We start from the raw sequence: 25,880 nt of genomic DNA, 5'->3' as shown, positions 1-25,880 counted from the left end.
CGCCCGCCCCCGGCCGATCGGGGCCGGGGGCGGGCATCAGTCGGGGGCGGTCAGGCCCGGTGGGCGCCGCCGTCCGGGGCGGGGACGGAGGGCTGCGCCGGGGCGTGGGCGCGCTCGAGCTGGGCGCCCTCCACGTCCACGTCCGGCATGATCCGGTCGAGCCAGCGCGGCAGCCACCACGCCTTCTCGCCGAGCAGGTGCATCAGCGCCGGCATCAGGAGCAGGCGCACCACGAACGCGTCCAGCAGCACGCCGAAGGCCAGGCCGAAGCCCATCGGGCGGATCATCGCGTCGTGGGCGAAGATGAACCCGCCGAACACGGAGATCATGATGATCGCCGCGGCGATCACGACGGCCCGGCCCGAGCGCAGGCCGGTCAGCACGGCCTGGCGGGCGGGCAGGCCGTGGGCGTAGGCCTCGCGCATGCCGGAGGCGATGAACAGCTGGTAGTCCATGGCCAGGCCGAACAGCACGCCGATCATGATGGTCGGCAGGAAGCTGAGCACGGGGCCGGGGTTGTGGACCCCGAACACCGAGCCGAGCCAGCCCCACTGGTAGATGGCCACCACGCCGCCCATGGCGGCGAACATGGAGAGCACGAACCCGCCGGTGGCGATCAGCGGCACCAGGATCGAGCGGAACACCAGCACCATGATCAGCAGGGACAGGCCCACCACCACGCCCAGGTAGAGGGGCAGGGCGTCGGAGAGCTTCTCCGAGACGTCGATGAACCCGCTGGTCATGCCGGCCACGCCGAGGTTGGAGGCCTCGCCGGCCGGCTCGGTGGCGCGCAGGTCGCGCACCAGCTCCTCGGTGGAGACGGCGTTCGGGCCCTCCTCGGGCAGCACCTGGAACATGGTGACGGTGCGGTCCTCGTTGAAGCCCGCGGGCACCACGGCGTGCGCGTGCTCGAGGCCGGCGAGCTGCTCGCCGACGTCGAGCTGGGCGTCCGTGGCGCGCCCCTCGTCCAGGCCGGCGGGCAGGTCCACGGTCACCACGAGCGGGCCGTTGTAGCCCTCGCCGAACTTCTCGGCGGTGAGCTCGTACGCAACCTGCGAGTCGGAGCCCTCCGGCTCGGACCCGCCGTCCGGCAGGCCCAGGCGCATCGAGCCGACCGGCAGGGCCACGAGCACCAGCAGGGCGACGGCCGCCAGGGCCGAGGCGATCGCGGCCGGGGTGGACATGGTCGAGCGGCGCCCGGCGCGGCGCACGGCGGCGGAGCCCTCGGCGACGGAGGCGGGACCCTCGTCGGCGAGGCGGGCCCGCTCCTTCTTCGAGAGGATCCGCATCCCGGCCAGGGAGAGCAGGGCCGGGGTCAGGGTGACGGCCACCAGCACGGCCACGGCCACGCAGACCGCGCCCACGGTGCCCATCAGGCCCAGGAACGGGATGCCGGTGACGTTCAGGCCCACGAGGGCGACGATCACGGTGATGCCGGCAAACACCACGGCGTTGCCGGAGGTGCCGTTGGCCAGCGCGATCGACTCGTGCAGGCCCGTGCCGCGACGCAGCTCCTGGCGGTGCCGGTTGACGATGAACAGCGCGTAGTCGATGCCCACGGCCAGGCCCAGCATCACCCCGAGCACCGGGGTCACGGAGATCATCTCCACGGCGGAGGAGAACGCGAGCGCCCCGGCGGCGCCCACGCCCACGCCCACCAGCGCGTTGACCAGCGGCAGACCCGCGCCCACGAGGGTGCCGAGCATGACCACCAGCACGATCGCGGCGACCACGAGGCCCACGACCTCGCCCGGGCCGAGCAGGGAGGGCGCGGTGGCGTTGAGCTCCTGGGAGGGATGCACGGCGACGCCGTCGATGTCCGCGCCGGTGAGGGCGCCGGTGACCGCCTCCTTGTCCTCGGCGGTGACGTCCAGGGTCGGCGTGGTGAAGGTGACGATCCCGACGGCGGTGCTGCCGTCCTCGGACACGGTGCGGAAGTCCTCCGCGAGGGCCAGGGTGCGCTCGCCGCGCTCGGCCTCGACGCGGCCGTCGTCCAGCTCGGCGCGGCCGTCGGCGAGGTCGGCCTCGGCCTGGTCCAGGCGCTCCGCGCCGGCGGCCAGCTGGGCCCGGCCGTCCTCGAGCTCGGCGACGCCGCGCTCGTACTCGGCCCGGCCCTCGTCGATCTTCTGCTGCTGCGCGTCGAGCTCGGCCTCGGCCGCGTCCAGGGCCTGCTGCCGTCCCGCGGCCACCTGCTCGCGGCCGGCCTCGAGCTCGGCCTCGGACTCCTGCAGCTGCTGCCGGCCGGCGGCGAGTCGGGCGGCGCCGTCGTCGGCCTCCGCCTGGGCGGCCGCGAGCTGTTCGGCGCCCGCGTCGGCCTCGGCCTGGGCGGCCTCCAGCTGCGCGCGGGCGGCGTCGGCCTGGTCCTGACCGGCCGCCAGCTGTGCCTCGCCGGCGGCGAGCTGCGCCTCCTGGTCGGCGAACTGCGCGGCGACCTGCTCCGCCGGGATGCCGGCGGCCTCGGCCTCGGCCAGCGCGGCGTCCCGGGCCTGCTCGAGCTCGGCGCGGCCCGCGGCCAGCTGCTCGGCCTGGGCGTCGAGCTCGGCCTGCCCGGCCTCGAGCTCGGTCCACCGGTCGCCGAGCTCGGCCTGCCCGGCCTCGAGCTCCTGCCGCTGTGCGTCGATCTCGGCCTGGCCGGCCTCGAGACGCTCCGCCTGCTCCTCGAGCTCGGCGCGGCCGGCGTCGAGCTGCTCCTGGCCGTCGGCCACCTTCTGCTCGGCCTCCCGGAGCGGGGCCAGGGCGTCGGCCGGCAGGGCCTCCAGGCCACGCTCCTCGAGGTCGGCGCGCGCGGCGTCGAGCGCGGCCTGCCCCTCGTCCAGCTGGGCGGCGGCCTCGGCGAGGCGCTGCTCGCCCGCGTCGGCCTCGGCCGTGCGCCGCTCGAGCTCGGCCCGGCCGTCCTCGATCTCCTGGCGTCCGTCCGCGAGGCGCTGCTCGCCGTCGGCCAGCTCGGCGCGGCCCTCGTCGAGCCGGGTGCGGGCGTCGTCCCGCTGGGCCTGGGCCTCGAACGGGTCCACGACGCCCTCCACGGCCGGCTGCTCGGCGACGTCGTCCAGCAGGGCGGTGATCTGCTCGCGCTGGGCGTCGGTCAGGGGGGAGCCGTCCTCGGTGGTGAACACGACCTGGCCCCTACCGCGGGAGGCCTCCGGGAACTCCTCCTTGAGGCGGTCCGTGACCTGGGCGGTGGGCGTGCCGGGGATGGTGACGGTGGAGGAGAGCGTGCCGCCGAAGGCGAGGAACCCGCCGACGGCGAGGGCCAGGGCGAGCACCCAGGCGAGGATCACGAGGAGGGGGCGGCGGGCGGCGCCGAGGCCGAGACGGTAGAGCAGTGTCGCCATGGGAAGGGGAGGTCTCCTTGCGCTGGGGTGGGACGCGGCCGGACGCGGCACGCCGCCTCCGATGCTACACCTAAGCGGAGCGTACCGCTCCGGTCCCGGCGCCCGGCCGGCCCGCACGCAGACCCCCGACGCCCCGACCCCGGGCGGCGCCCCCGTCAGGCGGAGGGCAGGCGCAGGACCAGGTCCGCCGCGGCGCGCGGGGCGTGCCGGGCCAGGTAGTCCTCCTCCTGTGCGGCCCAGCGGTCCCAGTGCGGGGCGAAGGTCTCACCGTCCCGGGCCAGCGCCCGCGTGCGCCGCGCGGGGGTCTCGAGCTCGAGCCACACCGCCAGGTCGAGCAGCGGTCGGGCGGCGGTGCTGAGCGCACCCACGCCCTCGCACACCACGACGTCGGCCGGCGCGGTCCGCCGCGGCGGACCGGGGGCGGCGCGGTGCCAGTCCCACGTGGTCCAGGTCGCCGTGCCCCGCTCCCGCAGCGCGCGCACGACGGCCGGGTAGGGGCCGTCGTCGCCCACCGCGGCGGCCAGCCCGTCCCAGCCCTGGTACATGGACTCGATCTCGATCACCTCGACGCGCGCGAACGGCGCGATCCGGGCCGCGAGCGCGGCGGCGAGGACGGTCTTGCCCGACCCCGAGCGGCCGTCCAGGCCGATGAGCGCCGGTCGGGTCACGGGTCCTCCGGGGTGGGGTCCGTCAGCGCGGCGGTGGCCGCCTCGAGCACCCGCACCGCGGCCCGCAGCTCCGCGACGGAGAACCCCTCGAGGGCGGCGCTCAGCCGCTGGGACATCGGTTGGAACGCGCGCTGCCCGTCGCGGCGGGCCGTGTCCGTGTGCTCCACCAGCACGCGCCGCCGGTCGCCCTCGTCCCGGCGGCGGCGGACGTGGCCCGCGGCGGCCAGGCGGTCCACGAGGGCGGTGGCCGAGGCCCGGGTGAGGTGCAGGTGGGCGCCGAGGTCCGAGGCGGTGACGGGCTCACCGGCCGCCGCGCGGGCCATCAGGTACGCGAGGGCTCTGAGGTCCGTGCGATGCAGGCCGACGCCGCGGCCGGCCTCGTCGACGGCGTGCTCCGCGCTCTCGCTGAAGACGCGCAGCGCGTGGACCACGGCGAGATGCTCCGCGGGGGCGGAGGGGGGCTGCGTGGTCATGGCCGGGAGTCTAGCCAGCCCCCATGGTTGTTTGATCATCGAACCATCCCCTACGCTCGGGGGCATGCCCACCGCGCCCGACCTGTCCGCCTTCCGCACCCCCGCCGCGCCGGGGCGTCCCTCTCGGGGGCTGCGGCTGGGCCTGGCCGCGGCGCTCGCCGTGGTCTGGTTCGCCGTGCTCGGCCTGGGCGGCCCCGTGTTCGGCGCGATCGGCGACGTCTCCTCGAACGACCAGGCCACCTTCCTGCCGGCGTCGGCCGAGTCCACCCGCGCGGGGGAGGAGGCGGCGGCGTTCCAGGACGGTGAGGCCGTGCCCGCCGTCGTCGTGGGCCCGGCGAGCACCGCGGACCCCGCGGCCGCCTTCCCCGCGCTCGCGGACCTCGCGGGCCTGTTGGGCGAGGTGCCGGGCGTGGTCGACGTCGCCGGTCCGATCCCCTCCGAAGACGGTGCGGCGGTGCAGTTCCTGGCCTTCGTCGACTCCTCGGCCGGGGCTGAGCGACCCGTGGCCGACGTGGTGGCCGACCTGCGGGAGGTCGTGGCGGACCCGGCGGCCGCCGCCCCCGCCCTCGCCGGGACCGTGGCCGCGGACACCGAGTGGCACGTGGGCGGTCCGGCGGGCCTGGTCGCGGAGCTGGGCGGCGCGTTCGCGGGGATCGACGGGCTGCTGCTGCTCGTGGCGCTCGTGGTGGTGTTCGTGATCCTCGTGGCGGTCTACCGCTCCGTCCTGCTGCCGGTCCTCGTGCTCCTGACGGCCGTGGCCGCGCTCTGCGGCGCGATCGTGGCCGTCTACGGGATGGCCCTGGCGGGCTGGATCCAGCTCAACGGCCAGGCCCAGGGCATCCTCTCGATCCTCGTGATCGGCGCGGCCACGGACTACTGCCTCCTGCTCGTGGCCCGGCACCGCGAGGAGCTGCTGGTCCGCGCGGAGGTCGGGGAGGCGCTGCGGGCCGCCGTGCGCGGGTCCTTCGGCGCGATCACCGCGTCCGCCTCCACCGTGGCCCTCGCCCTGCTGATCCTGATGGCCTCGGACCTCAACTCGACGCGCTCCCTCGGCCCCGTGGCCGCCACGGGTGTGGCCTTCGCGTGGCTCGCCGCCCTGACCCTGCTGCCGGCGCTGCTGCGGCTGACCGGGCGTGCCGCCTTCTGGCCCACGATCCCGTCCCCCGAGCGCGCGCGCCGTCGCACGGAGCGCCGCGCCGCCCGGGGCCGGGCCTTCACCCCGCCGCGCGACGGCGCGGGCCGGCCCATCGCCGGCCTCGAGGAGGACCACGGGGTGTGGACGCGGGTGGGCACCGTTGTCGCGCGCCGGCCCCGCCCCGTCTGGGTCGCCACGACAGTCGGGCTCCTCGCCCTCTGCGGCGGCCTGCTGCAGCTGCGCGCGGACGGCGTCGCCCAGGAGGACGTGCTGCTCGGCGACTCCGACGCCCGGCAGGCCCAGGCCCTGCTGAGCGAGCACTTCGACGCCGGCGCGGGCGCCCCCGCCCAGATCCTCGCCCCGGCCGGGGACGCGGAGGCGGTGCTCGCCGCCGTCGCGGAGGACCCCGGCGTGGCCGAGGCCGAGGTCACCGCGGACGCCCCCGAGGCCGCCGCGGGCCCACCCCCGGGCGTGACCGACGCGGAGGGCGGGGCGGGTGCCGCGTCGGCGCCGGAGCCGCAGCCCCGCGTGGTGGACGGCCGCGTGCTGGTCTCGGCCACTCTGGCGGACCCGGGCGAGTCCCTCGCCGCGCAGCAGACCGTGGCCCGCCTGCGCGACCGGCTCGCGGACCTCCCGACCTCGGGCGAGATCCTCGTGGGCGGCCCGGCGGCCCAGGCGCTGGACACGAACGTCACCACGCAGCGCGACCTGCGGGTCGTCATCCCGCTGATCCTCGCGATGCTGCTGGTCATCCTCGCGGTGCTGCTGCGCTCGCTCCTGGCACCCGTGCTGCTCGTGGCGGCCACCGTGGTCAGCTTCGGTGCGGCCCTGGGCGTCTCGGCCCTCGTGTTCCGGCACGTGTTCGGCTTCGAGGACGCCGACCCCACCGTGCCGCTGTACGGCTTCGTCTTCCTCGTGGCGCTCGGGATCGACTACACGATCTTCCTGATGACCCGGGCGCGGGAGGAGACCCCGCGGCACGGCACGCGGGCGGGCGTGCTGCGCGCCCTCACCGTCACGGGCGGGGTCATCACCTCGGCCGGCGTCGTGCTGGCGGCCACCTTCGCCGCGCTCGCGGTGATCCCGCTGATGTTCATGGTGCAGTTGGCATTCATCGTCGCGTTCGGCGTGCTGTTGGACACACTGGTGGTGCGCACGCTGCTGATCCCCGCGCTCGTCCGGGACATCGGCCCGAAGGTGTGGTGGCCGGCGAAGGTCGACTGAACCGCGCAGGAGGGAGGGGCCCGACCGTCAGTGCGGTCGGGCCCCTCCGGTGTACGGGCGCCTCAGGGGCGCGCGGTCACTTCTTCTTGGACTTCTTCGCGTCCGACTTCTTCGTGCGCCCGGCCTTCGGGGCGGGCGCGGACTGGGCGCCCTTCACGCGGCCCGCGGCGGCGGCCTCGGTGGTGGTGCCTGCGCTGCTCAGCCGGCCGTCGTCGGTGGTCAGGAACGAGCGCATGAACCACTGGAACAGCTCGAGCTGGGCCACCTGGTCGATGAGGATGTCCTGCGTGACCGGGTCGAGGTCCTCGGTGGCGTCGATGGCGGCGCGGTGGTCCGTCACGACGCCGTCGTAGACGAGGTCCAGCGCGGCCAGGTGCTCCAGGGTCGACGCGCGGCCCAGCGTGTAGTCGTCCCACGCGCGGGCGGCCACGAGTGCGCCCGGGGTGCCGGCGGGGGAGACGCCCAGGGTGGCGATGCGCTCCGCGAGGACGTCCACCATCCCGCGGACCAGCTCGATCTGGGGGTCGAGCATCTCGTGCACGCCGATGAAGCCGGGGCCCACCACGTTCCAGTGGGCGTGCTTCAGGGTGAGCTGCAGGTCGTTGAGGGCGTGCAGGCGGCCCTGGAGGATCTCGGCGGTGCGGCGGCCCGTGCTCAGGGACAGGCCCGGGACGGTGTACTCGGCGGCGTTCTTCTCGGCCATGGTGGTGCTCCTTCTCCGTTGGGGTGGGCGCGCCGTCGGCGACGCCCCGTGATCCACCATCCAACCGCGTGAGGTCGTCGTGTTTCCAGGTCTGAGCGGCGTGCGCGGGCGGGTCCGGAGCGGATCCGCGGCGCCGGGAATGGATCGCGGACGGCCCGCGTTGACCCCCGCAGAAGCAGAAGTGAGTGAAGTCGACTCAGGTTCACTTGACAGTCCACCGACCCGGTGGCAACCTGAGTCATGAAGGCTCAAGTCCCTGTGGCGTCGGTGCCCCCGGCCCGCGGGTCCGGCCCCCGCTTCACCGTCAGACAGGAAGGACCCCACCATGTCCCGTGCAGTCGGCATCGACCTCGGCACCACCAACTCCGTCGTCGCCGTCCTCGAGGGTGGCGACCCGGTCGTCATCGCGAACGCCGAGGGCGCCCGCACCACCCCGTCCGTCGTCGCGTTCTCCAAGGGCGGGGACGTCCTGGTCGGCGAGGTCGCCAAGCGCCAGGCCGTCAACAACCCGGAGCGCACCTACGCGTCCGTCAAGCGCCACATGGGCACCGACTGGACCACCGAGGTGGACGGCAAGAAGTACACCCCGCAGGAGATCTCGGCCCGCACGCTGATGAAGCTCAAGCACGACGCCGAGGAGTACCTGGGCGAGAAGGTCACCGACGCGGTGATCACCGTGCCCGCCTACTTCAACGACGCCGAGCGCCAGGCCACCAAGGAGGCCGGCGAGATCGCGGGCCTGAATGTCAAGCGCATCATCAACGAGCCCACGGCGGCCGCGCTGGCCTACGGCCTGGAGAAGGGCAAGGAGGACGAGCTCATCCTGGTCTTCGACCTGGGCGGCGGCACCTTCGACGTGTCCCTGCTCGAGGTCGCCAAGGACGAGGACGACTTCGCCACCATCCAGGTGCGCGCCACCGCCGGCGACAACCGCCTCGGCGGCGACGACTGGGACCAGCGGATCGTGGACTGGCTGCTCCAGCAGGCCAAGTCCAAGGGCGCGGACCTGTCCAAGGACAAGATCGCCCTGCAGCGCCTGAAGGAGGCGGCGGAGCAGGCCAAGAAGGAGCTCTCCTCGGCCACCTCCACCAGCATCTCGCTGCAGTACCTGTCCGTGACCCCCGAGGGCCCGGTGCACCTGGACGAGCACCTCTCCCGCGCCAAGTTCCAGGACCTCACCAAGGACCTGCTCGAGCGCACCCGCAAGCCGTTCGAGGACGTCATCAAGGAGGCCGGCGTCAAGGTCTCCGACATCGACCACGTGATCCTCGTCGGCGGCTCCACCCGCATGCCCGCCGTCTCCGACCTGGTGAAGGAGCTGACCGGCGGCAAGGAGCCCAACAAGGGCGTGAACCCGGACGAGGTCGTCGCCATCGGCGCGGCGGTGCAGGCCGGCGTGCTCGCCGGTGAGCGCAAGGACGTGCTCCTGATCGACGTGACCCCGCTGTCGCTGGGCATCGAGACCAAGGGCGGCGTGATGGCCAAGCTCATCGAGCGCAACACGGCCATCCCGACCAAGCGCTCCGAGACGTTCACCACGGCCGAGGACAACCAGCCCTCCGTGTCCATCCAGGTCTTCCAGGGCGAGCGCGAGTTCACCCGGGACAACAAGGCGCTGGGCACCTTCGAGCTGACCGGCATCGCCCCGGCCCCGCGCGGCATGCCCCAGATCGAGGTCACCTTCGACATCGACGCGAACGGCATCGTGCACGTCTCCGCGAAGGACAAGGGCACCGGCACCGAGCAGTCGATGACCATCACGGGCGGCTCCTCGCTGTCCAAGGAGGACATCGACCGCATGGTCAAGGACGCCGAGGCCCACGCGGACGAGGACAAGAAGCGCCGCGAGGCCGCCGACCGCCGCAACCAGGCGGAGCAGTCCGCGTACTCCGTGGAGAAGCTCCTGCAGGACAACGGCGACAAGCTGCCCGAGGACGTCAAGACCGAGGTGCAGGCCGACGTCGACGCCCTGAAGGCCGCCCTGGAGAAGCAGGACAACGACGACGAGGTCGCCGCCGCGTTCGAGAAGCTCCAGGCCTCCCAGGTCAAGATCGGCGAGGCCCTCTACGCCCAGCAGGGCGCGGAGTCGGCCGACGCCGGCGCCGAGTCCGCCGCCCCGCAGGGCGACGATGAGGACATCGTCGACGCCGAGGTGGTCGACGAGGACGACGAGAAGAAGGCCTGACACCCCGGGGCCGGGGCGGGCGTCCACGCCCGCCCCGCCCGGAGGCCCACGACGCCGGCGGGCCGGCCCGGCAGCGCCCCTGCCGGGCCAGCCCGCCGGCCTTCCCGCACCACCCCCGCGCGGCGGACCCGCCGCGCCCACCCGCTTCGAAAGGACACACCATGAGCGCCGACCAGCAGCGTCCGCACGGCTCCTCCGACGCCGAGCGCGGCTCCGAGGAGGAGCCCATCGTGTTCAACGACCGTCGCCGCATCGACCCCGAGACCGGTGAGCCCCGTGTCTCCGCTGAGAGCGCGGCCGAGCAGGCCGAGGACGGCGACGCCCTCGCCCAGGCCGAGCGCATCCTCGACGAGGCCGGCGCGGAGGCCGGGACCGAGGCGCCGCAGCCCGCGGCCTCGGACCGCGAGGCCGAGCTCGAGACCGACCTGCGACGTCTGCAGGCCGAGTTCGTGAACTACAAGCGTCGCGTGGACCGCGACCGCGACCTGGCCAGGGACGCCGGCGTGCTCAAGGCCGTCACCGCGCTGCTGCCGGTGCTCGACGACATCGACGCCGCCCGCGCCGCCGGCGACCTGACGGACGGCCCGTTCGCCGCCATCGCGACCAAGCTCGACACCGTCCTGGCCGGCCTCGGCCTCGAGCGCCACGACCAGGCGGCGCTGGCCGGCGTCGAGTTCGACCCGGCCCTGCACGAGGCCGTGATGCGCCAGCCGCACGCGGAGGTGCCCGCGGACCACGTGGTCCAGGTCTTCCGCAACGGCTACGTCCGGGACGGCCGCGTGCTGCGCGCCGCCCAGGTGATGGTCTCCGCCGGAGACGAGTGACCCCGTCGGCCGGCGGCCCACCCCGCCGCCGGCCGACCCCCTGACCGATGCACACGAGAGGAGGCACCATGGCCTCGCAGGATTGGATGGACAAGGACTTCTACGCGACCCTGGGGGTGTCCAAGGACGCCTCCGATGCGGATGTGAAGAAGGCCTACCGCAAGCTCGCCCGCACCCACCACCCGGACCAGAACCCCGGGGACGAGGCGGCCGAGAAGAAGTTCAAGGAGATCTCGGAGGCATACGCCGTCCTGAGCGACCCCCAGGAGCGCCAGGAGTACGACGCGATCCGCGCGATGGGCGGCGGCGCCCGGTTCTCCGCCCCGGGCGGTGCCGGCGGCGGCGGCTTCGAGGACGTCTTCGGCGGCATGTTCGGCGGCGGGGGCGGCCCCCGCACCACGCAGTCCGAGCCCGACCTGTCCGACCTGTTCAGCGGGATGTTCAGTGGCGCCGCCGGCCAGCCCGGCGGCTTCGGCCCCGGCGGCTTCGGCGATGCGGGGTACGCACGGCCGCGCCCCACGAAGGGCGCGGACCGCACCGCCACCACCACGATCTCCTTCCGCGGCTCGATCCAGGGCACCACGGTGTCCCTGCGCGGCCCGGACGGCGAGACGATCGAGGTGAAGATCCCGAAGGGCATCCGCGACGGCCAGAAGGTCCGTGCCCGCGGCAAGGGCTCGCCCGGCCCGGCCGGCCGCGGCGACCTGCTGGTCACCGTGCACGTGCGCGAGCACGAGTTCTTCCGCCGGGACGGGGACGACCTGCGGATCACCGTGCCGATCACCTTCCCCGAGGCCGCCCTCGGCGCCACGATCGAGGTGCCGACGCTGGATCGCCCCGTGAAGGTGAAGGTGCCGGCGGGCTCCCAGTGTGGCCGCGTGCTGCGCCTGAAGGGCCGCGGTGTCGAGCGCGGGAAGACGACGGGTGACCTGCTCGTGGAGCTGCGCGTCACCGTGCCCACCACGCTCTACGACGACGCCCGCGCCGCCGTCGAGGCCCTGCAGTCCGCCACTGCCGGCGACGATCCGCGGCGGGAGCTGGCCCGGAAGGCAGCCTGGTGAGCGCCCGCGACGGCGCCGCCCGTGCGGACCGGGGCCGCGAGGGGGGTCCCGACCGGCACGCCCCGGTCTTCGTGATCTCCGTGGCCGCCGAGATGGCGGACATGCATCCGCAGACCCTGCGCCAGTACGACCGGCTCGGCCTCGTGGTCCCCGCCCGCCAGGACGGACGGCACCGCCGCTACTCCCTCGCCGACGTCGAGCGGCTGCAGACCGTGCAGACCCTGAGCCGCGAAGGCATCTCGCTGGAGGGCATCCGCCGCGTGATCGCGCTGCAGCGCGAGGTCGAGCAGCTGCAGGACACCGTGGTCGAGCTGGCTGCCCAGGTGGACCGCCTCCACCACGCCTCCCGCCTGGCCCGCGTCTTCACCGTGGGCTCCGGCGGTGACGTCTCGGCCCGCTACGCCGACCGGATGGCCGTCCGCCGTCACGCCGCGGCACGGGCCGGGGCGGACACCGCGGGCGAGGCCTGCCCGAGCGGCCTGCGGAGGCTGCCCTCCGGCGTCGCAGGCCTCCGACGGGTGCCCACGTGGCAGTCCGAGCAGGACTGAGCCGGGCGTCGTTCGGGGCGGCCGCGCGGTCCCGCGTGCAGGAGCGGCTGCGCGCCGACATGGCCCGGCGCGACGGCCTCGGCCGGCAGGCCCGGAGCGCCCTGGACGGGATCGTCCACGCCCTCAAGCCGGAGGGCATGGACCCGCACCTGCCCGCCCGGCATCTGCTGGACTACGTCCTCGAGGGCCCGGACGGGCCGCGCGCGGTGGTCGCCGCGGGGGACCCCGCGACCGCCACCCACCTGACCTGGCTCGTCTCCGGCATGGGCATCCGCCCCCAGACGGCCATGTGGGGGACGGCCCGGGAGGCCGCCCACCTCGCCGCCGCCCAGCGCGCCGCCGGCGCACCCCGCCCCGTCGTCATCGGGTGGCTCGGCTACCCCGCACCCACGCCCTGGCGGGTGGTGCTCGACGGCCCCGGCCGGCGCGGCGGCGCGATGCTCGCCGCGGATGTGCGGGCCTGGTGGGAGTTCCTGCGCCACGGGCCGGGGGAGGACGACGATGTCGCCCCGGCCCTGCGCGCCCGCGGGACCGCCGTGCACGGGGCCGTGGAGGCCCACTCGTACGGCTCGCTCGTGGCCGCGCACGCCCTGCGCCTGCTCGCGGACCGGGGCCTGCAGCCCGACGACGCGGAGGCCCCGTGGCCGGCCGAGCGTCCCGTCGAGGCCCTCGTGGTCTCGGGCACGGTCGGCCTGCCCGCCGCCCTGGCGGCCCGGGCCGCGCACCTCGGCCTGCGGTCCGGACGGACGTTCCGTGCCCTGGCCCCGGGCGACCTCCTCGCCCGGGTCGGCCGCACGGTGGGCCGACGTCGAGACTGGACGGACGCCGCCGCGCTGCCGGTGGCCCCGCGGCCCGGTCTGGCGGGGGCCGCCGTCCGCGGCCACCAGACGGCCCGCTGGTCGCCGACGGCCCCCGAGGAGGCCCCGAGGGGCTACCGGGACGTCGGGTCCGTGACGCTCGCGGCGACCGCCCGGGTGACCGCCGGCCTGCCGCTGCCGCCCGTCCCGGACGGTGCCGACCCGGCCGGGCCGGTCGCCCCGGCCTGAGCGACCCCGTCGGGCCCCGTGCTCAGCGCCGGCGGTACGCCAGGTCGAACACGAGGCGCCCGGCCCGCTGGGACTTCGCCTCGAAGCTCGTGATCGGTCGGCCCTCGAACCGGGGCGCCCAGCCGCCGTCGTGGTCCACGGGGTCCGCGGCCGCCGCGCCGGCCCGTGCCTCGCCCAGGCCGGCCCGCAGCGGGCGCTCCTCCTCGGCCGCGCTCTCCCAGCCCGCGGGCAGCGGCTGGGCACCCACCTCGGTCTCCCTGCCCTCGCGGCGCACCCGCGTGAGCGGAGAGTCCTCGCCCGCGGCGCGCCCGGGGAAGAGGTTCTCGAACTCCGGGTGCGCCTCGAGCACCTCGCGCATCTGCACGGCGTAGCCCGACCAGTCCGTCGCCAGCCGCAGCACCCCGCCGGGGGTGAGCACCCGCGCCACGCGGTCCGCGAAGGCGGGGGAGACCAGGCGGCGCTTGTGGTGCCGCTTCTTGTGCCACGGGTCCGGGAAGAACACCCACACCTCGGAGACGGAGCCGGGCGTGAGCAGGGCGTCCAGCAGCTCGGGGGCGTTGGCCTCCACGGCGCGGACGTTCTCCAGGCCCTGCTGCTCCACGCGCGTCATGAGCGCGGCCAGGCCGGGCACGTAGACCTCGACGGCGAGCACGTTCCAGTCCGGCCGGTCGGCGGCGGCCTGCGCCGTGGACTCGCCCAGCCCGGAGCCGATGTCGACCAGCAGGGGGGCCTCGCGCCCGAACACCCCCGCCCAGTCCAGTCGGGCCTGGCCGTCCACCGAGGTGGCGCCGCGGCCGCGAGGCACGTCCACGAGGACCCGCTCCGCCTGGCGGTCCCACACGGCCTGCCGCCCCGCGTTCAGGCGCGCACCACGTCGGACGAAGGAGACCGGCTCCCGTCGGACGAGGGCGGGGTCCTTGTCCCGATTGTGGTCGTGCGCGTGGACGCGCTCGGCGGGCGGCGGCACGGCGTCGGGGCCGGGTGCGTCCGGGCAGGGGCGGGGCAGGTGCTCAGTCATCGCCCCGATCCTGCCACGGCCGCGCGTCGACGGTGCAGACCGCGGCCGACGACGGCGCCCGGCGCCGGGGTCAGGGGGTGCTGCTGGAGCGGTCCCCCGACGTGGGCGACGCGGACGCGGAGGCCGTGGTGGCGGTCGGCTCGGGTGCGGACTCGGTCGGGTCCGGCGCAGGGTCCGTGGCCGGCGCGCTCGTGGACGGACCGGACGCGCTCGTGGACGGACCGGACGGGCTCGGGGACGTCGGGGTCGGGGACGTCGGGGTCGGCGTCGCGGAGGTCGGCGTCGGGTCGGGGGGGGTGGAGCGGTCCGGCAGACGCAGGTCGGCGGGGGCGGAGGCGGCGTCCGCGGCGACGTGGCCCAGGTCGGACAGCCAGGCGGTCGCCGTGTCCCGAGGGATCCGCACCGTCAGCACGCCCGCGGCGGCCGGCGCCATGGACGCCTGGTCCGCCTCGAGCATCAGGCTGCCGTCCGGCAGGAAGACCACCGCGTCCCAGACGCGACGGTTCTCCACCTGCTCCGGGGCGTCGACCGCCGAGTCCAGGCGCGAGCCGATCACGTCCGGGTCGTTGGCCATGCGCTGGCGCACCTCGGCGCGGAACGCGTCCCAGCCGTCGGGGGTGAAGAGATCGGCGGTCTCGAGCACGCGGTCCTCGCGGGCCGAGTACCAGATCACGTGCGAGGTGGACACGGAGTCCGTGCCGCGCCGCTCCGTGGCGAGCAGGCGGGCCGCGGCGATGTCCTCGGCCACGACGGCGAGCTGCGGCTGGATCTCCAGGCGCGGGTCCGCGCTCGGGTCGGTGTCCCGGCGGTACTGGTCGATCTGGTCGCGCACGGCCCCGGCCATGGCGTCCGTCCAGGCCGGCGCCCCGGACACCTGCAGCCACGCCCCGTGGTGGTCCGGGTCCTCGCCCTCGAGCACGGCGACGCTCGCCTCCGGCACCCGCTCGAGGTCGTGTGAGGGGACCTCGACCGTGAACGGGGCCATGTCCATGGACGGCAGGGCGGAGGCCGCCGTCGTGGCGGGCGCAGGCTCGGGCTGCGGCTCGGTGCGAGCACAGGCGCTCAGCGCCACCAGGGCGACGGCGGCCAGGCCGAGGGCCGCGCGGCCACGGCGGGGGGAGGGCAGGACGGGGTGCATGCGATTCACTTCCGGTGGTCGGAGGACTCCAGGATGGCCTCGACGCGGGCGGCCATCTCATCCGCGGTCGGCGGGCGCCAGTCCGGGTCGTTCCGGCGGCGGGCGTCACGGCGCAGGCGCAGGACCACCCAGATCGCGAGGAAGGCCAGGATCAGGACCAGGACGATGTTGGAGAAGACGTCCGCGTACTCGGAGACGACGTGGAACCGCTCCCCGAGCGCGTAGCCGCCGTAGACGAAGATCGCGTTCCAGATCAGGGAGCCCAGCGCCGTGAACAGGGTGAACTTCGCGAGGTTCATCCGCTCGATGCCCGCGGGGATGGAGATCAGGGAGCGGAACACGGGGACCATGCGGCCCAGGAACACGGTCCAGTAGCCGTATCGGATGAACCAGCGCTCGGTCTTGGCCACGTCCTCCATGTCCACCAGCGGCATGCGGTCCGCGAGGCGGTACATGCGGTGGCGGCCGAGCCACGCGCCGAGGCCGTAGAGGGCCAGCGCTCCGACGATCGAGCCGACCGTCGCCCAGACCAGCGCGGCATGCGGGCTGAAGGCGCCGCCGGCCGCGGTGAAGCCTGCCAGGGGCAGGATCACCTCGGACGGGATGGGCGGGAAGATGTTCTCCGCGAAGACGGCCAGGCCGACGCCGATCGGGCCGACCGCCTCCATGATGTCCACGACGATGTTGCCGAGCCAGCCGTAGTCGGTGGGCGCGGCGGCGGCCACGGTCAGGGGTGCGACGAGGGGGAGCATGCGCCCCATTGTCCATCATCGACCGCCTCCGCGACGTGGTGGAGGCGCCGACGTCGTCCGCTCTGCGCGCACAGCCGCGCCTCCGGGCGGGCGGGAGCGGGCTGCCGTTGGTACTGTCGGAGGTGCAGACCGCTCACCGACCGTTCGCGCCACACCCCACTCCACGTGCGTGCCGCGGGCCCTACTGGAAGGAAGACTCCATGAGCATCGTCCAGATTCCGCTGCGCCTGGCCTCCGGCGCGTTCATCCTGAACTCCGGCCTGAACAAGCGCGGCATCTCCGCGGAGCAGGCCCAGGGCCTGCGCGACATGAGCGCCCGCGGCCTGCCCGCGCTGGCCAACCTGTCACCGGAGCAGTTCAAGAAGTTCCTCGTGACCACCGAGATCGGCGTGGGCTCGGCCCTGCTGGCCCCGTTCGTCCCGGGCTGGCTCGCCGGCTCCGCCCTGACCGCGTTCTCCGGCGGCCTGTTCTCCATGTACCTGAACACCCCGGAGATGACCGAGGCGGACGGCGTGCGCCCGTCCCAGGAGGGCACCGCCGTCGCCAAGGACATCTTCCTGGTCGGCTCCGGCCTGGCCATCGCCGCCGACTCCGTGGCCAACCGCCCCGGCAAGCGCCGCAAGGCCGCCAAGAAGCGCGCCGCCCGCATCGAGGGCGCCCGCGACGCCAAGGTGCAGGCCATCCGCGACGCCCAGGACGAGAAGGTCGCCGCGATCCACGCCGCCCGTGAGGAGCAGGTCGCCGCGCTGCGCGAGGCCCGTGACGAGCTGAAGAAGCTGCGCAAGAAGGCCTGACGCCCCCGCCGCATGCCTGAGGGGCCCCGCCCGGACCACGGTCCAGGCGGGGCCCCTCACGCATGCGCCCGCCCACCGGGGCACGGCGGGCGGGCAGGCTCAGAGATCGATCTCGGTGGGGTGCAGCAGGCGGCGCAGGAAGTCCTGGGTGCGCGGCTGCTGGGGATCGGAGATCACCGCGGCGGCCGGGCCGGCCTCCACCACGACGCCGCCGTCCATGAACACGACCCGGTCGGCCACCTCGCGGGCGAAGCCCATCTCATGGGTGACCACGAGCATGGTCATGCCGTCGCGGGCCAGCTGACGCATGATCGCCAGGACGTCGCCGACGGTCTCGGGGTCGAGGGCCGAGGTGGGCTCGTCGAAGAGCATCAGCTGCGGGTCCATGGCCAGCGCACGGGCGATCGCCACGCGCTGCTGCTGACCGCCGGAGAGCTGGTCCGGGTAGCGGTCCTCGAGCTCGGCCAGGCCCACGCGGGCCAGCTGCCGACGGGCGACGTCCACCGCCTCGGCCTTGCCCCGCTTGAGCACCTTGAGCTGGGCCACGGTGCAGTTCTCCAGCACGGACAGGTGCGGGAACAGGTTGAACTGCTGGAACACCATGCCCACGTGCCGGCGCAGCACGTCCAGGTCCACGTCCTCGTCCGTGACCGTGAACTCACCGACCGTGACGACGCCCGAGTCGGGCTTCTCCAGCAGGTTCACGCAGCGCAGGAGGGTGGACTTGCCCGAGCCGGACGGGCCGATCAGGCACACGACCTCGCCGGGGGCGACGTCGAGGTCGATGCCGCGCAGCACGTGGTTGGCGCCGAAGGACTTGTTGAGGCCGGCCACGTGCACGCCGGCGGCGTCCGCGGCGGCCACCGCGCCGAAGGATCCGGTGATGGGGTTCTGCTGGGCCATCTCAGTGCCCCTTCTTGGTCGAACGGGCCTCGAACCGGCGGGCCAACAGGGACAGCGGCACGGTGATCACGAGGTAGAACAGGCCGGCCACAAGGATCGGCGTCATGCCGGCGTCGAGGGCGGAGATGCCGTCGCGACCGAACTTGGTGAGCTCGTACTCGTGCGCGGCCAGGCCGAGCACGTAGACCAGCGAGGAGTCCTTGGTCAGGAGGATGACCTCATTGGTGAGCGGCGGCAGCACGATGCGGAACGCCTGGGGGATCACGATGGTGACCATGGCCCGCCACGTCGGCATGCCGAGGGACCGGGCCGCCTCCATCTGGCCGCGGGGCACCGCCTGCAGGCCGGCACGCAGGGTCTCGGCGATGTACGCGGCCGAGACCATGCCCAGGGCCACCATCACGACGACGGGGATCGGCCAGGACACCCCGAACGCGAAGGGCACCCCGTAGCCGAAGGCGAGGAACACCAGCAGCGCGGGGACGCCGCGGAAGAACTCCACGTAGGCGGTGGCCAGCCACCGGTACGGGCCGAACGAGCTCAGGCGCATGAGCGCGAGCACGATGCCGCCCAGCAGGCCGACGACGAACGAGGTGACCGTGTAGAACAGCGTGTTGCCCAGCCCCACGAGGATCACGTTGGGGAACATCGGGGCCACGGCGGGGAAGTTCAGGACGTTCTCGGCGAGCGCGCCCCAGTCGATGAGGACGGCCAGGACGACGAGGGCGAGGACGAAGACGGCCGCCTGGATGATCAGGGACAGCCGACGACGGCGGCGCGCGCGGCCGGGCTTCATGGCCGGTGCCGGCGAGACGGGGGCCTGCGTGCTCATCGGTAGTCCTCCTGTGCCTGACCGAACCAGCGCTCCTGGAGCTCGGCCACGGTGCCGTCGTTGCGCAGCTCCTGCAGCGCGCGGTTCACGGCGGAGCCGAGCTGCGCCTTCTGCGGGCCGACCGCCATGCCGAGCTGCTCGCCCGTGGGCAGCGACTCGACCACCTCGAAGCGATCGTCGTCCTTGAGGGAGTAGAGCAACACGGACTGGTTGCCCAGGGCGGCGTCCACGGTGCCGGCCTGCAGGGCCTGGACCTGCATGCCGCCGTCCTCGAACTGCACGGGGCTCAGGCCGTTCTGCTGGGCGTATTCGTCGCCGGTGGTCGCGGCCTGCACGCCGATCCGGCGGCCCTTCGCGGACTCGACGTCGGTGATGCCGGAGCCCTTCTTCGCGACCAGGACGAGGTCGTCGTCGAGGTACGGGAGGGTGAAGGCCATGACGCGCTGGCGGGCCTCGGTGATGGAGATCGACGAGGCGTTCACGTCGCAGCCGGTGAGCGAGGCACCCGACTCGATGGCCTCGAAGGAGGAGTCGATCACGTTCACCCCGAGGCCCAGCTTCTCCGCCACCGCCTCGACCAGCTGGATGTCGTAGCCGGTCAGCTCACCCTTCTCCTCGAACTCGAAGGGCGGGTAGGGGATGTCGGAGCAGACCGTCAGGACGCCGGGCTGGACGAGGCCGTACGAGGTGCTCAGGTCGTCGTCGGACACGATGCCGGCGGATCCGGCGTCGCCGCCGAGGACGGCGCAGCCGGTGAGCAGCGCCGCCGACGCGGTGAGCCCCACGGCGCCGAGGAGGCGGGAGTGGATGCGGGTCATGGAGTGCCTTCTGTGCCGCCGTCGGGAGGACGGGCGTGCGGGTCGGAGGGAGCCGGCAGAGTGACGTGTGCCGCCGTGATTGGTGGTCATCGTAGTGCGTCGGGCGCCGTCGCGGGCGCCGGGAGACGACTCGTCCCCGCGGACCGAGCCGATCGACCGGTGGCCCTGCCGCGGCCCGCCTCGGCAGAGGAAGACTGGCCTTGCGCTGTGGGGATTGTCAGACTGGTCACATCGTCGTCACCCGGTCTGAGAGGTCTCTCATGCTCCGCACCGCCGGCCCCGCTCGCACCGCCGCCCCCCTGTCCCTGCTCGCCGTGGGCGCCCTCGCGCTCGTCGGCTGCGGTGGGGGAGGCGGCGAGGCCTCGTCCTCCTCGGCCGACGCGTCCGAGTCCGCCCCGGCGGGGGCCGGCTCGGACCTCACGGACGAGCAGGAGGAGCGCGTGGAGGCGCTCGAGGACGTCCTGCTCACCCCGGAGACCGCGCCCGGCGGCGTGTTCACGGGCATGGAGACCCAGGCCGGCGGCGGCGGCGAGCCGATCAGCACCAGCCTGAGCCTGACGGGCGTCACCCCCACGGGCGCCTGCGCGGACCTCATCGAGCAGATCAACACGCAGCAGGCGCCCGGGCTCGGCGGTGCGCTGGCCCAGTACGAGGTGGACCCGGCCGCCGTCACCGGCCTGGCCGGTTCCCAGGCCGGGGCGTTCGGCATGGTCGCGGTCACCGACGACGGCACCGATCTGCTGGCGCCCTTCGGCAAGCTGGCCGACACGTGCGGCACGTTCGGCGACCCGGACGGCGTCGAGGCGGCCTTCACGAAGGTGCCCGGCGTGCCGGACGCGGTCCACATCGCCCTGGGCAACTCGGGCATGGACACGGCCATGTTCACCATGACCGTCGGCGGCGTCACGGACGGGGACGAGCTCGTGTACCTCGGCATGGTGGGCCTCGACGAGGAGATCGCGGCCGAGACGCTGCGTGCCCAGGTCGAGGCGTTTGAGGCCCGGGAGCGCTGACCTCTCAGTCGTCGGGCCGGGACGTCGGCTCGAGGCGGGCGCCGTCGTCGGACACCGGGTCCGCGTGGAACGGGCTGCCCGAGCTGACGTCCTCCGGGTCCCGCCGCCCCGACTCCACCGCGAGGAGGCGCCCCTCCTCGGAGAGCAGGGGTGTGGCGTCGATCGTCAGGTCCTCGCCGGCGCGCACGGCGTCGGCCACGAGCCGGGCCAGGCGGCGGTTGCGGGCCTCGTGCCGCTCGGAGGCCTCGAGCACCGCGGTGTGCCGCGTCGCCAGCTGGATCTCGACGGAGGCGTCGATGCCGACGGCCAGCTGGCGGGCACGCAGCACCTCCGCGTCGAAGGCCGCCCCGGCCAACAGCACGATGCACGCCACCCACGCGAGGGCGAGCACGCCGATCGCGGAGTTGATCCGCCCGACCACGGCGAACTGGCCGAACCGGTCCGTGATCCAGCCCAGGGCCACGGTCGCGCCGAAGAGCAGCACCACCACGGCCACGGCGCCGAGCGAGAGCGGGCGGTAGCGGGGCTGCCGGACGTTGGGCCCCAGGCGGTAGGCGAGGGTCACGATCAGGGCGATCACCACGAGGATGACCGGCCACTTCACCACGTTCCACGTCTGGACCGTCTCCTCCGGCAGGCCGACGGCCTGGCCGAGGCGCTGGGAGAGGTCCCCGCCGACGACCACCAGGATCGTGATCAGCACGGCGCCGAGCATGAGGGCGAGCGTCTCGATGAAGACCACGAGGCGGAAGTGGAGGAAGGGCCGGCCCTCGCGGGTGTCGTGGATGCGGTGCATGGCCCGGTGGAACGCGCCGACGGCGCCCGAGGCGGACACCACGGTGCCGACGGCCCCCAGGACGACGGCGCCGGTGCCGGGCCCGGCCGAGCCGAGGGTCAGGATCCACTCGCGGACGACGTCGGGCGTCAGCGACGGCCAGATCTCGGCGGCCAGGTGGGCCGCGGCGTCCACGGTCTCCTCCTCGACGCCCAGCAGCGAGACCACGGAGAGCAGGGCGATGACGGTGGGCAGCAGGGACAGCGCCCCGAAGAAGGTCATGGCGGCGGCCACGTCCCAGACCTGCAGCTCGAAGAGCCGGTGCAGGGTGCGGCGCAGGACGTACAGCAGGGACACCCGCGGTCGGGTGTACGTGCGGAGGCGCCGGGGCGCTGCTGTGGAGCCGGCCATGGCACCAACGTACCGGCGCGCGGGGGAATAGCCCTGGCACGAGGGGGGTTGAGCTACATAGACTCAACTTTGTCTCGGCGGTGGGAACGGCCCGCCGTCGACGGTTGTCCGACACCCCCGGGACACGGGGGAGAGAAGGAGCGAGGCGCACATGGATGCCAAGTTCACCACCAAGAGCCAGGAGGCGCTCTCGGCCGCGGCCATGAACGCCTCCACCGCCGGCAACCCCCAGATCGAGCCGGCCCACCTGCTGAAGGCCCTGATGGACCAGCGGGAGTCCGTCGCCGTGGCCGTCCTCAAGGCCGCCGGGGCCGACCCCGACGCCGTCTCCACGGCGGCCTCCTCGGCCATCCGGCGCCTGCCCTCCACCCAGGGCAGCACGGTGGCCCAGGCGCAGCTCTCGCGCGCCGCCCTGCAGGTCGTGCAGAACGCGCGCACCCAGGCCGAGCAGCGCTCGGACCAGTTCGTCTCCACCGAGCACCTGCTGCTCGGCGTGGCCGCGGATCCGGGCGATGCCGGTGAGGCACTGCGCTCGAACGGGGCGAGCCTCGAGGCGCTCGCCGCCGCCCTGACCCAGGTGCGCGGCGACTCGCGCGTCACCACCCAGGACCCGGAGAACACCTTCCAGTCCCTGGAGAAGTACGGCACGGACCTCACCGAGGTCGCCCGCTCCGGCAAGCTCGACCCGGTGATCGGCCGCGACGCCGAGATCCGCCGCGTGGTGCAGGTGCTCTCGCGCCGCACCAAGAACAACCCCGTGCTCATCGGCGAGCCCGGCGTCGGCAAGACCGCCGTCGTCGAGGGCCTGGCCCAGCGGATGGTGGCCGGGGACGTCCCCGAGTCCCTGCGCGGCAAGACGCTGATCAGCCTGGACCTGGGCGCCATGGTCGCCGGCGCCAAGTACCGCGGCGAGTTCGAGGAGCGCCTGAAGGCCGTGCTCGAGGAGATCAAGGCCGCCGAGGGTCAGGTCGTCACGTTCATCGACGAGATCCACACCGTCGTGGGCGCGGGCGCGTCCGAGGGCGCCATGGACGCGGGCAACATGCTCAAGCCCATGCTGGCCCGCGGCGAGCTGCGCCTGATCGGCGCGACCACCCTGGACGAGTACCGCGAGAACATCGAGAAGGACCCCGCCCTGGAGCGCCGCTTCCAGCAGGTCTACGTGGGCGAGCCCAGCGTGGACGACACGATCGCCATCCTGCGCGGGCTCAAGGAGCGCTACGAGGCCCACCACAAGGTGGCCATCGCCGACTCCGCGCTCGTGGCCGCGGCCACGCTGTCCCACCGGTACATCACCGGCCGCCAGCTGCCCGACAAGGCCATCGACCTCGTGGACGAGGCCGCCTCGCGCCTGCGCATGGAGATCGACTCCGCCCCGGAGGAGATCGACGTCCTGCGCCGCCAGGTGGACCGCCTGACCATGGAGGAGCTCGCCCTCGAGGGCGAGACGGACCCGGCATCCGTCGAGCGGCTCGAGGCCCTGCGCGCCGAGAAGGCGGACCGCGAGGAGGAGCTCACCGCCCTCACCGCCCGCTGGGACGCGGAGAAGGCCACCCTCAACGAGGCCGGTGACCTGCGCGCCAAGGTGGACGAGCTGCGCTCGCTGGCCGAGAAGGCCCAGCGCGACGGCGACCTCGCCGAGGCCTCCCGCCTGCTGTACGGCGAGATCCCCGCGCTGGAGAAGCAGCTCGAGGAGGCGGACCGCGCCGCCCGTGAGGCCGACCGCTCGACCACCGAGCCGATGGTTTCCGAGGAGGTCACGGCGGACGACATCGCCGAGGTGGTCTCCGCGTGGACCGGCATCCCCGCCGGCCGCATGCTCACCGCCGAGTCCGAGAAGCTGCTCACCATGGAGGAGCACCTCGGCGAGCGGCTGATCGGGCAGCGGGACGCCGTCGTCGCCGTCGCGGACGCGGTGCGCCGCTCGCGGGCCGGCATCGCGGACCCGAACCGGCCCACCGGCTCGTTCCTGTTCCTGGGCCCCACGGGCGTGGGCAAGACCGAGCTCGCCAAGGCGCTCGCGGAGTTCCTCTTCGACGACGAGCGCGCCATGGTGCGGATCGACATGTCCGAGTACGCGGAGAAGCACTCGGTCTCCCGCCTGGTCGGCGCCCCTCCGGGCTACGTCGGCTACGACGAGGGCGGCCAGCTCACGGAGGCCGTGCGGCGTCGCCCGTACTCGGTGGTGCTGCTGGACGAGGTGGAGAAGGCCCACCCCGAGGTCTTCGACATCCTGCTCCAGGTGCTCGACGACGGCCGCCTCACCGACGGCCAGGGCCGCACCGTGGACTTCCGCAACGTGATCCTGATCCTCACCTCGAACCTGGGCTCGCAGTTCCTCGTGGACCCGACCCTGGACGAGGCCGCCAAGCGCGAGTCCGTGATGTCCGTGGTGCGCGGGGCGTTCAAGCCCGAGTTCCTCAACCGCCTGGACGAGATCGTGCAGTTCGACGCGCTCACCGTGGCCGAGCTGACGCGGATCGTGGACCTGCAGGTCGAGTCCCTGCAGGCGCGCCTGACGGACCGCCGCCTCACCCTCGAGGTGTCCGACGCCGCCAAGGCGTGGCTCGCCGCGACCGGGTTCGACCCGGCCTACGGCGCCCGGCCCCTGCGCCGCCTGGTGCAGCGCGAGATCGGCGACCGCCTGGCCCGCGGCATCCTCGCCGGGGAGATCGCGGACGGGGACACCGTGGTCGTGGACCGTGTCGAGGGCGAGAACGGCCTCACCGTGACCCGGAAGGGCTGACGCCGGGACCGACGGACCGTGTTCCTCCTCCCTCTGGCGCGTCGGGGGCGGTTTCGGGTGGTATCCGGCCTGGATACCACCCGAAACCGCCCCCGACGGCGTCTGCGGGTCGGACGGAGCCGCGCGGGTCAGCGGGTGCCGAGGGCGTCGGCGTCCTGCTGGAGGGTGCCGATCAGGTTCGCCACCGCGCGGGCCGTGTGGGTCAGCGTGGTGATGGAGACGTTGTCGATGTCGTCCTGGGGCGTGTGGTAGTTGTCGTCGCGGATCGAGAGCAGGCCCGTCGAGGCGATGCCCGCGTCCACGAACGGCGCGTAGTCCGAGCGGCCGTTGCTGCCCTCGGGCTGGTGCGTGTGGCCGTCGCGGTCGAGCTGCGCGCCGAGCAGGGACTCAGCACCGATCGACCAGTCGGCCGTGAGCACGCCGAGCGTGTTCTGGTGGTCCAGCGGGGCCACCATGTCCAGGTTGGTGTAGAGGATGATGTCCTCGCGCTCCGCGGCGGTCAGGGTGTCCACGTAGTGGTGCGAGCCCAGCAGGCCGATCTCCTCGGCACCCCACAGGGCGAAGCGGACCTTGCTCTCGGCCTTGTTGGCCTTGGCGGCCTGGCGCGCGACCTCGAGGGTCGCCGCGACGCCCGAGGCGTTGTCGTGGATGCCCGGGCCCTCCGGCACGCCATCCAGGTGGGCGCCGAGCATCACGACGTCGTCGTCGCTGCCCGTGCGCGTCTCCGCCAGCACGTTCCAGGTGGGCCGCTGCTCCACGAGCTGCTCGAGGTCCAGGGTGACGGTCGCGCCGCCGGCGCGGGTCTGGGCCAGCAGGTCGGCGCCCAGCTCGCGGGTCACGCCCACGGTCCCGACGACGTCGCCCGGCGCGGCGCCCAGGGTGCCGTTCAGCGCGCCCTCGGCGTTGTTGTAGATGATGACGGCCTCGGCGCCCGAGGCGGCCGCGACCTGGGACTTCTGGGCGAAGGTGCAGTCGCCCCGGGAGACCAGGGCGACGCTGCCGGTCAGGTCCGCGCCGGCCCAGTCCGCGTCGGCGCAGCCGGTGGCGGCGCCGGCGGGGGCGGCGAGCGGGGCGTCGGTGACCTGCGCCGACGGCGAGGACGTGAAGACGGTGTGCTCGAGGTCGCGCTGGACGGGTCCGGTTTGCTGAAGCCGGTCCCGCAGGGTCTCGGTGTAGGTGATCTCGAACTCCTGGAGCTCGACGTCGTAGCCGGCCTCCTCGAGCTCGCCCACGGCGTAGTCGAGCGAGGCCTGGAAGCCCGGCGTGCCCGCGGCGCGGTTGCCGTGCTCGTCCGCGATGGCCGCGAACGCCTCGATGTCCTGGCGGAGGTGGTCCGAGGAGATGGATCGGACCAGCTTCTCCGGTGAGTTCGGGTTGCCGCCGGCACGGTTCTGGCCGGGGCCCAGGCCCCGGTCGGCGGTCTGCGCGGTGGCGGCGCTGGCCTTCGCCGGGGCGGCCGGGGCCTGGGCCCCGGCCAGAAC

At 74.1% G+C, this 25,880-nt stretch carries 21 protein-coding genes; 9 read left to right on the top strand and 12 right to left on the bottom strand.

Going from position 1 to position 25,880, the window contains the following annotated elements; all coding sequences use genetic code 11:
- Positions 1–50 precede the first annotated feature (50 nt).
- The 3 genes from CITRIK5_RS07940 to CITRIK5_RS07930 all read right to left on the bottom strand — a co-directional run bounded on the left by CITRIK5_RS07940 (position 51) and on the right by CITRIK5_RS07930 (position 4,473).
- On the bottom strand, positions 51–3,332 hold the full coding sequence (locus CITRIK5_RS07940) for an MMPL family transporter (RefSeq protein ID WP_159833453.1): 3,282 nt from the start codon (positions 3,330–3,332) through the stop codon (positions 51–53).
- Between the two features lie 155 nt (positions 3,333–3,487).
- Positions 3,488–4,000 carry a para-aminobenzoate synthase component I gene (locus tag CITRIK5_RS07935; protein ID WP_044658845.1) on the bottom strand — a complete coding sequence of 171 codons (513 nt, stop codon included), beginning with the start codon at positions 3,998–4,000 and terminating at the stop codon, positions 3,488–3,490.
- Positions 3,997–4,473: a MarR family winged helix-turn-helix transcriptional regulator gene (locus tag CITRIK5_RS07930; RefSeq protein WP_044658846.1), complete on the bottom strand. Its 477-nt coding sequence runs from the start codon at positions 4,471–4,473 to the stop codon at positions 3,997–3,999. The genes CITRIK5_RS07935 and CITRIK5_RS07930 overlap by 4 nt, the downstream gene beginning before the upstream one ends.
- A gap of 64 nt (positions 4,474–4,537) precedes the next feature.
- Here CITRIK5_RS07930 and CITRIK5_RS07925 point away from each other — a divergent pair, with 64 nt between their 5' ends.
- Positions 4,538–6,832 (top strand): MMPL family transporter, encoded by a 2,295-nt coding sequence (locus CITRIK5_RS07925; RefSeq protein WP_159833451.1) that lies wholly within the window; start codon positions 4,538–4,540, stop codon positions 6,830–6,832.
- A 76-nt stretch (positions 6,833–6,908) separates the two neighbouring features.
- On the opposite strand, the gene CITRIK5_RS07920 is transcribed toward CITRIK5_RS07925, so the two are convergent.
- A complete protein-coding gene (locus tag CITRIK5_RS07920; RefSeq protein WP_036317229.1) occupies positions 6,909–7,535 on the bottom strand; it encodes a Dps family protein in 627 nt (208 codons plus the stop codon).
- Positions 7,536–7,860: 325 nt separating this feature from the next.
- Between CITRIK5_RS07920 and dnaK the strand changes: the two genes are divergently transcribed.
- The 5 genes from dnaK to CITRIK5_RS07895 all read left to right on the top strand — a co-directional run bounded on the left by dnaK (position 7,861) and on the right by CITRIK5_RS07895 (position 13,199).
- On the top strand, positions 7,861–9,720 hold the full coding sequence (gene dnaK, locus CITRIK5_RS07915) for a molecular chaperone DnaK (RefSeq protein WP_073116709.1): 1,860 nt from the start codon (positions 7,861–7,863) through the stop codon (positions 9,718–9,720).
- 161 nt (positions 9,721–9,881) lie between these two features.
- Entirely contained in the window at positions 9,882–10,544 is a 663-nt protein-coding gene (locus CITRIK5_RS07910; protein ID WP_036383663.1) for a nucleotide exchange factor GrpE, read from the top strand.
- Positions 10,545–10,612: 68 nt separating this feature from the next.
- The gene (locus tag CITRIK5_RS07905) at positions 10,613–11,605 is read left to right on the top strand and encodes a DnaJ C-terminal domain-containing protein (protein ID WP_159833449.1); all 993 of its coding nucleotides are present in this window, start codon (positions 10,613–10,615) and stop codon (positions 11,603–11,605) included.
- Complete coding sequence (locus CITRIK5_RS07900) at positions 11,602–12,153, top strand: heat shock protein transcriptional repressor HspR (RefSeq protein ID WP_020626477.1); 552 nt, start codon at positions 11,602–11,604, stop codon at positions 12,151–12,153. Before CITRIK5_RS07905 ends, CITRIK5_RS07900 begins: the two co-directional genes overlap by 4 nt.
- A complete protein-coding gene (locus CITRIK5_RS07895) occupies positions 12,132–13,199 on the top strand; it encodes an alpha/beta hydrolase (protein WP_236557164.1) in 1,068 nt (355 codons plus the stop codon). The genes CITRIK5_RS07900 and CITRIK5_RS07895 overlap by 22 nt, the downstream gene beginning before the upstream one ends.
- A 22-nt stretch (positions 13,200–13,221) precedes the next feature.
- Here CITRIK5_RS07895 and trmB read toward each other — a convergent pair whose 3' ends face one another.
- The 3 genes from trmB to CITRIK5_RS07880 form a co-directional block, all read right to left on the bottom strand.
- Entirely contained in the window at positions 13,222–14,217 is a 996-nt protein-coding gene (gene trmB, locus CITRIK5_RS07890; protein WP_020626479.1) for a tRNA (guanosine(46)-N7)-methyltransferase TrmB, read from the bottom strand.
- Positions 14,218–14,287: 70 nt separating this feature from the next.
- Positions 14,288–15,355: a hypothetical protein gene (locus CITRIK5_RS07885; protein ID WP_159833447.1), complete on the bottom strand. Its 1,068-nt coding sequence runs from the start codon at positions 15,353–15,355 to the stop codon at positions 14,288–14,290.
- A gap of 5 nt (positions 15,356–15,360) precedes the next feature.
- Positions 15,361–16,107 carry a DedA family protein gene (locus CITRIK5_RS07880; RefSeq protein ID WP_036382290.1) on the bottom strand — a complete coding sequence of 249 codons (747 nt, stop codon included), beginning with the start codon at positions 16,105–16,107 and terminating at the stop codon, positions 15,361–15,363.
- A 200-nt stretch (positions 16,108–16,307) separates the two neighbouring features.
- Here CITRIK5_RS07880 and CITRIK5_RS07875 point away from each other — a divergent pair, with 200 nt between their 5' ends.
- Positions 16,308–16,901, top strand: coding sequence for a hypothetical protein (locus CITRIK5_RS07875; RefSeq protein ID WP_020626481.1), 594 nt, complete (start codon positions 16,308–16,310; stop codon positions 16,899–16,901).
- Between the two features lie 99 nt (positions 16,902–17,000).
- On the opposite strand, the gene CITRIK5_RS07870 is transcribed toward CITRIK5_RS07875, so the two are convergent.
- From CITRIK5_RS07870 to CITRIK5_RS07860, 3 genes are read right to left on the bottom strand one after another with little or no spacing between them, the layout of a single operon-like run.
- Positions 17,001–17,804, bottom strand: a complete 804-nt coding sequence (locus CITRIK5_RS07870; protein ID WP_060974021.1) for an amino acid ABC transporter ATP-binding protein — start codon at positions 17,802–17,804, stop codon at positions 17,001–17,003.
- A gap of 1 nt (position 17,805) precedes the next feature.
- A complete protein-coding gene (locus CITRIK5_RS07865) occupies positions 17,806–18,636 on the bottom strand; it encodes an amino acid ABC transporter permease (protein ID WP_020626482.1) in 831 nt (276 codons plus the stop codon).
- Complete coding sequence (locus CITRIK5_RS07860; protein WP_060974022.1) at positions 18,633–19,454, bottom strand: ABC transporter substrate-binding protein; 822 nt, start codon at positions 19,452–19,454, stop codon at positions 18,633–18,635. Before CITRIK5_RS07860 ends, CITRIK5_RS07865 begins: the two co-directional genes overlap by 4 nt.
- 260 nt (positions 19,455–19,714) lie before the next feature.
- On the opposite strand from CITRIK5_RS07860, the gene CITRIK5_RS07855 reads away from it, so the two are divergent.
- The gene (locus CITRIK5_RS07855; RefSeq protein ID WP_230956238.1) at positions 19,715–20,467 is read left to right on the top strand and encodes a hypothetical protein; all 753 of its coding nucleotides are present in this window, start codon (positions 19,715–19,717) and stop codon (positions 20,465–20,467) included.
- A gap of 4 nt (positions 20,468–20,471) precedes the next feature.
- On the opposite strand, the gene CITRIK5_RS07850 is transcribed toward CITRIK5_RS07855, so the two are convergent.
- Positions 20,472–21,653, bottom strand: a complete 1,182-nt coding sequence (locus tag CITRIK5_RS07850) for a YihY/virulence factor BrkB family protein (protein ID WP_060974023.1) — start codon at positions 21,651–21,653, stop codon at positions 20,472–20,474.
- A 151-nt stretch (positions 21,654–21,804) separates the two neighbouring features.
- On the opposite strand from CITRIK5_RS07850, the gene clpB reads away from it, so the two are divergent.
- Entirely contained in the window at positions 21,805–24,399 is a 2,595-nt protein-coding gene (gene clpB / locus CITRIK5_RS07845; RefSeq protein WP_123244351.1) for an ATP-dependent chaperone ClpB, read from the top strand.
- Between the two features lie 128 nt (positions 24,400–24,527).
- Here the strand turns inward: clpB and CITRIK5_RS07840 are convergent, their stop codons facing one another.
- Entirely contained in the window at positions 24,528–25,877 is a 1,350-nt protein-coding gene (locus CITRIK5_RS07840) for a M20/M25/M40 family metallo-hydrolase (RefSeq protein WP_236557203.1), read from the bottom strand.
- Positions 25,878–25,880: the final 3 nt, after the last annotated feature.

This window comes from Micrococcus sp. 116 (assembly GCF_902506395.1).
In the GTDB taxonomy this organism is placed as follows: Bacteria; Actinomycetota; Actinomycetes; order Actinomycetales; family Micrococcaceae; genus Micrococcus; species Micrococcus luteus.
Note: the sequence above shows the minus strand (reverse complement) of the source record. Positions and strands in the feature narration are given on the sequence as shown.

Excerpts from the sequence above, each read along its gene's own strand:
- CITRIK5_RS07850 (WP_060974023.1), bottom strand. The coding sequence starts at position 21,653 with ATGGCCGGCTCCACAGCAGCGCCCCGGCGCCTCCGCACGTACACCCGA.
- CITRIK5_RS07940 (WP_159833453.1), bottom strand. The coding sequence starts at position 3,332 with ATGGCGACACTGCTCTACCGTCTCGGCCTCGGCGCCGCCCGCCGCCCC.
- clpB (WP_123244351.1), top strand. The coding sequence starts at position 21,805 with ATGGATGCCAAGTTCACCACCAAGAGCCAGGAGGCGCTCTCGGCCGCG.
- CITRIK5_RS07920 (WP_036317229.1), bottom strand. The coding sequence starts at position 7,535 with ATGGCCGAGAAGAACGCCGCCGAGTACACCGTCCCGGGCCTGTCCCTG.
- CITRIK5_RS07905 (WP_159833449.1), top strand. The coding sequence starts at position 10,613 with ATGGCCTCGCAGGATTGGATGGACAAGGACTTCTACGCGACCCTGGGG.
- CITRIK5_RS07875 (WP_020626481.1), top strand. The coding sequence starts at position 16,308 with ATGAGCATCGTCCAGATTCCGCTGCGCCTGGCCTCCGGCGCGTTCATC.
- CITRIK5_RS07885 (WP_159833447.1), bottom strand. The coding sequence starts at position 15,355 with ATGCACCCCGTCCTGCCCTCCCCCCGCCGTGGCCGCGCGGCCCTCGGC.
- CITRIK5_RS07870 (WP_060974021.1), bottom strand. The coding sequence starts at position 17,804 with ATGGCCCAGCAGAACCCCATCACCGGATCCTTCGGCGCGGTGGCCGCC.
- CITRIK5_RS07925 (WP_159833451.1), top strand. The coding sequence starts at position 4,538 with ATGCCCACCGCGCCCGACCTGTCCGCCTTCCGCACCCCCGCCGCGCCG.
- CITRIK5_RS07855 (WP_230956238.1), top strand. The coding sequence starts at position 19,715 with ATGCTCCGCACCGCCGGCCCCGCTCGCACCGCCGCCCCCCTGTCCCTG.
- CITRIK5_RS07880 (WP_036382290.1), bottom strand. The coding sequence starts at position 16,107 with ATGCTCCCCCTCGTCGCACCCCTGACCGTGGCCGCCGCCGCGCCCACC.
- dnaK (WP_073116709.1), top strand. The coding sequence starts at position 7,861 with ATGTCCCGTGCAGTCGGCATCGACCTCGGCACCACCAACTCCGTCGTC.
- CITRIK5_RS07865 (WP_020626482.1), bottom strand. The coding sequence starts at position 18,636 with ATGAGCACGCAGGCCCCCGTCTCGCCGGCACCGGCCATGAAGCCCGGC.
- CITRIK5_RS07910 (WP_036383663.1), top strand. The coding sequence starts at position 9,882 with ATGAGCGCCGACCAGCAGCGTCCGCACGGCTCCTCCGACGCCGAGCGC.
- trmB (WP_020626479.1), bottom strand. The coding sequence starts at position 14,217 with ATGACTGAGCACCTGCCCCGCCCCTGCCCGGACGCACCCGGCCCCGAC.
- CITRIK5_RS07860 (WP_060974022.1), bottom strand. The coding sequence starts at position 19,454 with ATGACCCGCATCCACTCCCGCCTCCTCGGCGCCGTGGGGCTCACCGCG.
- CITRIK5_RS07930 (WP_044658846.1), bottom strand. The coding sequence starts at position 4,473 with ATGACCACGCAGCCCCCCTCCGCCCCCGCGGAGCATCTCGCCGTGGTC.